This is a genomic window from Binatus sp. (SeqCode), assembly GCF_049584895.1.
Lineage (GTDB): Bacteria > Desulfobacterota > Binatia > Binatales > Binataceae > Binatus.
In genome coordinates this window covers 1-5759 of record NZ_JBAUYR010000020.1, presented here as the reverse complement: position 1 = coordinate 5759, position 5759 = coordinate 1, and the positions used below count along the sequence as shown (strand labels likewise).

The following is a 5759-nucleotide window of genomic DNA, read 5'->3' as shown; positions in this document are numbered from 1 at the left end:
CAGGGGTGACCCCTGCACCCAGTATTTAAGAAAACATCTGGACACGAGCCGCTTCGCGTCCTCGCGCCCAAGCTTCCTAACAGGGCGTCAGCCCGCATCCCTTTTTTCCGATTACTGGGTGCAGGGGTCACCCCTGCCGCGGGTGCGGGGTGCGCAGCCCCGCTATTTGTTTCACGCGCGACCGTAGACTGGCACGACTGCGCCCGACGTGACGCGGCAATCGTCCGAGCATAGATACGCGATCGTCCTCGCGATATCGGCCGGCTTCACCCAGTTTTCATGCTTCGCTTTCGGCGTCGCCACGCGGTTCGCTTCCGTGTCGATCGTGCTGGGCGCGATCGCATTGACCATCACCCCGTCCTCGAGTACTTCCTGTGCGAGTGACGCGGTGAAAGTCGCGATCGCGCCTTTCGCGACCGCGTACGCCGCGTAATCGCCCGCTCCCTGCAAACCGCTGCGCGACGCGACCGACACGATTCGTCCCCATTTGTTGCGTTGCATTATGGGCACGACCGCGCGGCAGCATAGGAACGTCGGCTTGACGTTGATATCGAACATCGCCTGCCATTCCGCCATCGAGGTCTCGGCAATCGGCTTGCCGCCCCAGAATCCGCCGACTAGATTCACCAGGATGTCGATCTTGCTCCACTTCGACGCGACGTCAGCCACGAACTTAGCGACCTGAGCCTCGTCGCCGACGTCCGCCTTCTTCAGAAAAATCTCCGACGCGGGGAAACGGTCGCCTAGTTGCTTTTGCAGGATCGGCACTTCCGCATCGACGACATATGGCACCGCGACCTTCGCACCGGCAATCAAAAAATTTTCGACCACGGCACGTCCCAGTGCTCCAGTTCCACCAGTGATCATCGCAACTCGATTTTCAAGAATTTGCATGTGGATGCTCCTCCGCGCACCGCCAATTCTAGTGCGGGCGCTGCGCATCGCAAACGCTTGATGAACCGAATTCTGTCGGACTTCCGCCTACTTCAGATTTTCATTTGCGAAATCCCAGTTGACCAGGTTCCACCACGCGGCGACGTACTTGGGGCGCGCGTTGCGATAGTCGATGTAGTACGCATGCTCCCACACGTCGCAGGTGATTATCGGCGTCTGCCCCTGCCGGATTGGGCATCCCGCGTCATGGGTCGCGAGGACTTGCATCGATCCGTCCGTCGCGCGCACCAGCCATGCCCATCCGCTGCCGAAGTGACCCTCGGCGATCTCGCTGAATTTTTTCTTGAATGGATCGAAGCCGCCGAACGCCTTCTTGATCGCGTCGGCCACCGGTCCCTTGGGCTCTCCGCCTTTCTTCGGGCCCATCGATTTCCAATAGAACGAGTGGTTCCAATGCTGCTCCGCGTTGTTGAAGAGCGGCCCCGGTTCCGCCGTCTTGAGAATCTCTTCGAGCGTCGCGTTCTCGAATTTGGTCCCTTTGATCAGATCGTTGGTCTTGTCGACGTAGGCCTTGTGATGCTTGCCGTGATGATACTCGAGCGTCTCCGCCGAGATGTGCGGCTGCAGCGCGTCCATGCTGTACGGTAGTTCGGGAAGTTTAAATGCCATGAGAGATACCGTCCTTTTGATGAATACAGGTCCCGCAAAACGGACCCGCACCGCAATTTTACTGCCGACTCGAAATCCAGGCTAACTCAAAGACGTCGACAGAGACTGTTGCAAAAGAAGTTATGCTGTGAAAAAGACTCCAAAGGAGGAGGATTCCAATGGAAGATCTAGTCTTCATGCTACTCAGATTCTTGCACTTCCTATTTGGCATCACGTGGATAGGACTGCTCTATTATTTCAATTTCGTGCAGACGCCGTTCTTTGGCGAGACCGAGCCCGCCGTGCGAAGCGGCGCGATCCAGAAGCTGGTCCCGCGCGCGCTCTGGTGGTTTCGATGGGGCGCAATGGGCACCGTAATTTTCGGCCTGCTCTACCTGCTAATGTGGTGGGGGATGCGTCTCAACTACGCGATGACGCCGTGGACCGTCGCGATCTTCACCGGCGGCCTGATGGGTCTCGTCATGTGGGCCAACGTGTGGTTCGTCATCTGGCCGAATCAGAAAGTGGTCATCGCCAACGCAGTTGCGATGGCCGGCGGAGCTGCCGCCAATCCTGCAGCAGCGGCCTCCGGACGCCGCGCCGCACTGGCCTCGCGCACCAACACGCTCTTTTCAATTCCGATGCTGTTCTTCATGGGCGCCGCGAGCCACTATCCGCTGTTCACCGAGGCGACCCCGGGCGGCATCACAGGATGGCTGGTGGTCACGCTGATCGTGATCTTCCTGGTCGAGGCCAACGCGCTCATCGGCACCCAAGGTGCGACCAAGAAGCCCCTCGATTCCGTCGCAGGAACAATCCACTCAGGCCTGGGCCTCTGGATTCTGCTGATCGTGATAATCAAGGTGACGCTAGGCTGACCAGATTCGACACAACCACAATCCGCGGATCGGCGCGAATTACCTCTCCCTTCGGGAGAGGTCGCGCCCGGCGCGGGTGAGGGCGCATGCATAGAGCTCAATGCGAGCGCCCTCACCCGTCGCTCGCGGACTCACGACGACCTCTCCCGAAGGGAGAGGTAAATCCTTCGCTCTAAAAATCCGGTCCCCCTTTCTTCGAGGGACGGGGTTACGGGTTAGGTTCCTACTTCTGCTTCGCCGCCTCCGCCAAAAACGCCACCAGATCGTCGATTCGATCCTTCAACTGCGGCAGCGCGCGCATCGCATGCGTCGTGCGCTTGGGCTTGTACCCGGGCGGATACTTGAGAAACATCACGCGATCGTAAACCAGCTCGCGCGACGAGCCTGCGATCGGCGGTCCCTGGCTGCCGGGCAAGTTGGGATCTGCGTTATGACAGACCACGCAATTCGTCATGTACACGATTCGCCCCCGCTCCGCCGGCGTCATCGGTTTGGACGGCCCCCCGCATGACGACATCACGATCGCGATCATCGTCGCGACTGCAAGCCTCAATCGCCTTGATGACGTGAAGTGGCCGAAGATTGTTTGCACAGGTGGGCTAAAGTTCGCGGCGGCCGCTGAGCGCACTGGTGAGAGTCGCAGAATCGCTGTATTCGAGGTCGCCGCCCGCCGGAAGTCCGCGCGCGAGGCGCGTCGTCCTGATACCGAGCGGTTTCAATATGCGCGCGATATACAGCGCGGTCGCCTCGCCCTCGACCGTCGCATTGGTCGCGATTATCACCTCACGCACCACCGCCGGAGGACTAACGCGCGCAATCAGTTCCTTCATCTTGATGTCATCGGGCCCGATTCCGTCCAGCGGCGCGAGTGCTCCGTTGAGCACGTGATACACGCCACCGAAACTGCGCGCGCGCTCGATCGCCATCAGGTCAGCCGGACCCTCGACGACGCAAATCACCTCGCGCTCGCGCGCTTCGTCGTCGCAAATCTGGCATCGCGGATGGTCTGACAAACCAAAGCATCCCGAGCACAGCCCGACGCGCTCCTTCATTTCGAGCAGCGATTCCGCCAGCGCAATCACCTGGTCGCGCGGGCGATTGAGCAGGTTAAACGCCAGCCGCGACGCGGTCTTCTCGCCGATACCCGGGAGACGTGACAGTTCCTTCACGAGTCTCGTCATCGCAGGCGGCAATCCGTCCTGGCGCTTCAGGTTCTCCGCCATCAAGCGCGCTCCGTCATTCGTTGTTGAAGCCGGGAATCTGTATCCCGCCCAGTGGGCCTAGCTTGCCCATCTCGTCGGCGAGCATTTTCTGCGCGCGCTCCATCCCGTCGTTGATGGCGACCAGGATCAGGTCTTCGAGCATCGACTTATCATTGGCCGCGACGATCGCGGAATCGATTTCTATTTTGCGCACGCGCATCGTGCCGTCGACCACGACCCGCACCATCCCGCCGCCCGACTGCGCCTCGACGGTTTTCGACGCCGCACTTTCCTGCATCTCTTTCATGCGCGCCTGCAGCGCCTGCGCCTGCTGCATCAATGCCGATAAATCTATTTCTGCCACGAGGTTGCTCCTTGCCGCATCTCTCCATCCGGCAACGTATTACTTTGATTCCTTCGCCGAAGCTTGCACTGAATTCGGCATCCTCAATTCCACCAGCCGCGCATCGAGCGTATCGAACACTCTTCGCACCGACGGATCGGTCAGCACCGCCTGCCGCTCCTCTGGAGTAGCCGCGCGTCGCGCCGCCTCGATCGCCCGCGCAGCCTCTATCGGTTTAGACGCGGGCGCAATTTCTTTGATCGATTCGATCAGTCTCGACGGCGCCATCTCTTTGCGCCCATTCTCGGCGATGACTGGTTTGCTGATGGCCGGTGCCGCAGGCGGTAACTCGCGCGTGACTTTTTCAGCAAGCGACACGGTAGGGCGACTCGCAGGGGGACTCGCCGCGCCGTTGGTCGAAAGCTCGACACGAATCGAGCGCCCAAGATGCTCGCTCGCAAGCTCCGCGATCACATTCTTGTTGTCGTTCAGATAGCGAATATAAATGTCGTTGCGCGCAGTGACCGTCAGAATATCGCCGTCGAGCATCAGTCCCGCACCTTGCTCCATGAAACCAGCCAGCGCCGCGCGACGTCCACGGATAAAATCACGCAGCTCGGGAAGTTCGCGGGCGCCGTCATCCTGCTGTTCTTGCTGAGATTCACTGCGCAGCGGCGCATCGGCTTTGACTTCGCCCTCGACCCGCAGCCTCCGCGCGCCGCTCGATTGCGGAGCGGGCGTTGGCTCGGGTCTCGCGCCACGGCCTCCAGAGCCACCGCCCGACGAACTCGGCGGAGTGCCTGACGCCGGCGGCGTCGATCCAATCGCGCGCAGCAACTCGTCAGCGTCGACCACCGCCGCCAGCGACGCCATCCGCACCACAGCCATCTCGAGCAGCAAGTCGGGGTAAGGCGATTTAAGAATCTGCTCCTGCGAATCCGCCATCAAATGAAACAGCCGCATGATATCGCGGGCGCTCGCGCCCGCCGCCAGCCGCTTCAGCTCCGCCACTTCATGATCGGGAATATCGTCGAGCGGACTGTCCGAGTCGCCCGCGGGAAGTTTCGCGACCGCGAGATTTCGAATCGTCTCGAGCAAATCGCGCCCGAGCGATTCGAGGTTTGCACCGCGGCTCGCGAGCTCCCGCACAAGCGCGAGAGCAGCCGCCGCGTTCTTCTGCAAAATCGCATCCGCCATTTTCAGGACGGTGGTCCTGCTCGCGACGCCCAGCGACGACGCCACTTCGGCTTCCGTCACCTTGCCCGACGCGGTCGCGATCGCCGTCTCGAGCATCCGCTCCGCATCGCGCATGCTGCCGCCGGCCTCGCGCGCGAGTAGCCGCAGCGCGCTCTCCTCGGCCTCGACCCCTTCGCGCCCCGCGAGATCCTGCAGCCGTTCGAGAATCTTGAGGTAGGGGATGCGCCGGAAGTCGTAGCGCTGCAGCCGCGACAGAATAGTCTCGGGCATCTTCTGCGGCTCTGTGGTCGCGAGAATAAACTTGACGTGCGGCGGCGGCTCCTCGAGCGTCTTCAGCAGCGCGTTGAAGGCCGAGTCGGTGAGCTGATGCGCCTCGTCGATAATATAAATCTTGAAGCGGTCGCGCGCGGGCCGGTAACTGAGATTTTCAATAATCGCGCGGGCGTCTTCGATCTTGCGGTAAGTCGCGCCGTCGATCTCGTTGACGTCGAGCGAGCTGCCTGCGCGAATCTCGACGCACGCCGCGCATTCGCCGCACGGCTCCGCGGTCGGACCCTTCTCGCAATTCAGGCATCGCGCGAGAATCCGCGCCGCCGT

Annotated in this window: 7 protein-coding genes; 1 reads left to right on the top strand and 6 read right to left on the bottom strand. The window is 61.2% G+C overall.

Annotation, left to right across the window (positions count from 1 at the left end):
• Positions 1–171: 171 nt before the first annotated feature.
• Positions 172–894 (bottom strand): SDR family NAD(P)-dependent oxidoreductase, encoded by a 723-nt coding sequence (locus WB650_RS03700; RefSeq protein WP_423959470.1) that lies wholly within the window; start codon positions 892–894, stop codon positions 172–174.
• Positions 895–981: 87 nt separating this feature from the next.
• Positions 982–1563, bottom strand: coding sequence for a superoxide dismutase (locus WB650_RS03695; protein ID WP_423959468.1), 582 nt, complete (start codon positions 1561–1563; stop codon positions 982–984).
• A 158-nt stretch (positions 1564–1721) separates the two neighbouring features.
• Between WB650_RS03695 and WB650_RS03690 the strand changes: the two genes are divergently transcribed.
• Positions 1722–2420, top strand: a complete 699-nt coding sequence (locus tag WB650_RS03690; protein WP_422301445.1) for a urate hydroxylase PuuD — start codon at positions 1722–1724, stop codon at positions 2418–2420.
• Positions 2421–2643: 223 nt separating this feature from the next.
• Here the strand turns inward: WB650_RS03690 and WB650_RS03685 are convergent, their stop codons facing one another.
• The 4 genes from WB650_RS03685 to dnaX all read right to left on the bottom strand — a co-directional run.
• Positions 2644–2973 (bottom strand): c-type cytochrome, encoded by a 330-nt coding sequence (locus tag WB650_RS03685; protein ID WP_423959467.1) that lies wholly within the window; start codon positions 2971–2973, stop codon positions 2644–2646.
• Positions 2974–3019: 46 nt separating this feature from the next.
• Positions 3020–3643 carry a recombination mediator RecR gene (gene recR / locus WB650_RS03680; protein WP_423959465.1) on the bottom strand — a complete coding sequence of 208 codons (624 nt, stop codon included), beginning with the start codon at positions 3641–3643 and terminating at the stop codon, positions 3020–3022.
• Between the two features lie 13 nt (positions 3644–3656).
• Entirely contained in the window at positions 3657–3986 is a 330-nt protein-coding gene (locus tag WB650_RS03675; protein ID WP_422301451.1) for a YbaB/EbfC family nucleoid-associated protein, read from the bottom strand.
• A 39-nt stretch (positions 3987–4025) separates the two neighbouring features.
• Positions 4026–5759 (bottom strand): DNA polymerase III subunit gamma/tau (gene dnaX, locus WB650_RS03670; protein WP_423959463.1); only part of this gene is annotated, 1734 nt, incomplete at its 5' end.

Bases quoted from the DNA above. Each gene is read 5' to 3' on its own strand.
- WB650_RS03700 (WP_423959470.1), bottom strand. From the start codon at position 894: ATGCAAATTCTTGAAAATCGAGTTGCGATGATCACTGGTGGAACTGGA.
- WB650_RS03695 (WP_423959468.1), bottom strand. From the start codon at position 1,563: ATGGCATTTAAACTTCCCGAACTACCGTACAGCATGGACGCGCTGCAG.
- WB650_RS03690 (WP_422301445.1), top strand. From the start codon at position 1,722: ATGGAAGATCTAGTCTTCATGCTACTCAGATTCTTGCACTTCCTATTT.
- recR (WP_423959465.1), bottom strand. From the start codon at position 3,643: ATGGCGGAGAACCTGAAGCGCCAGGACGGATTGCCGCCTGCGATGACG.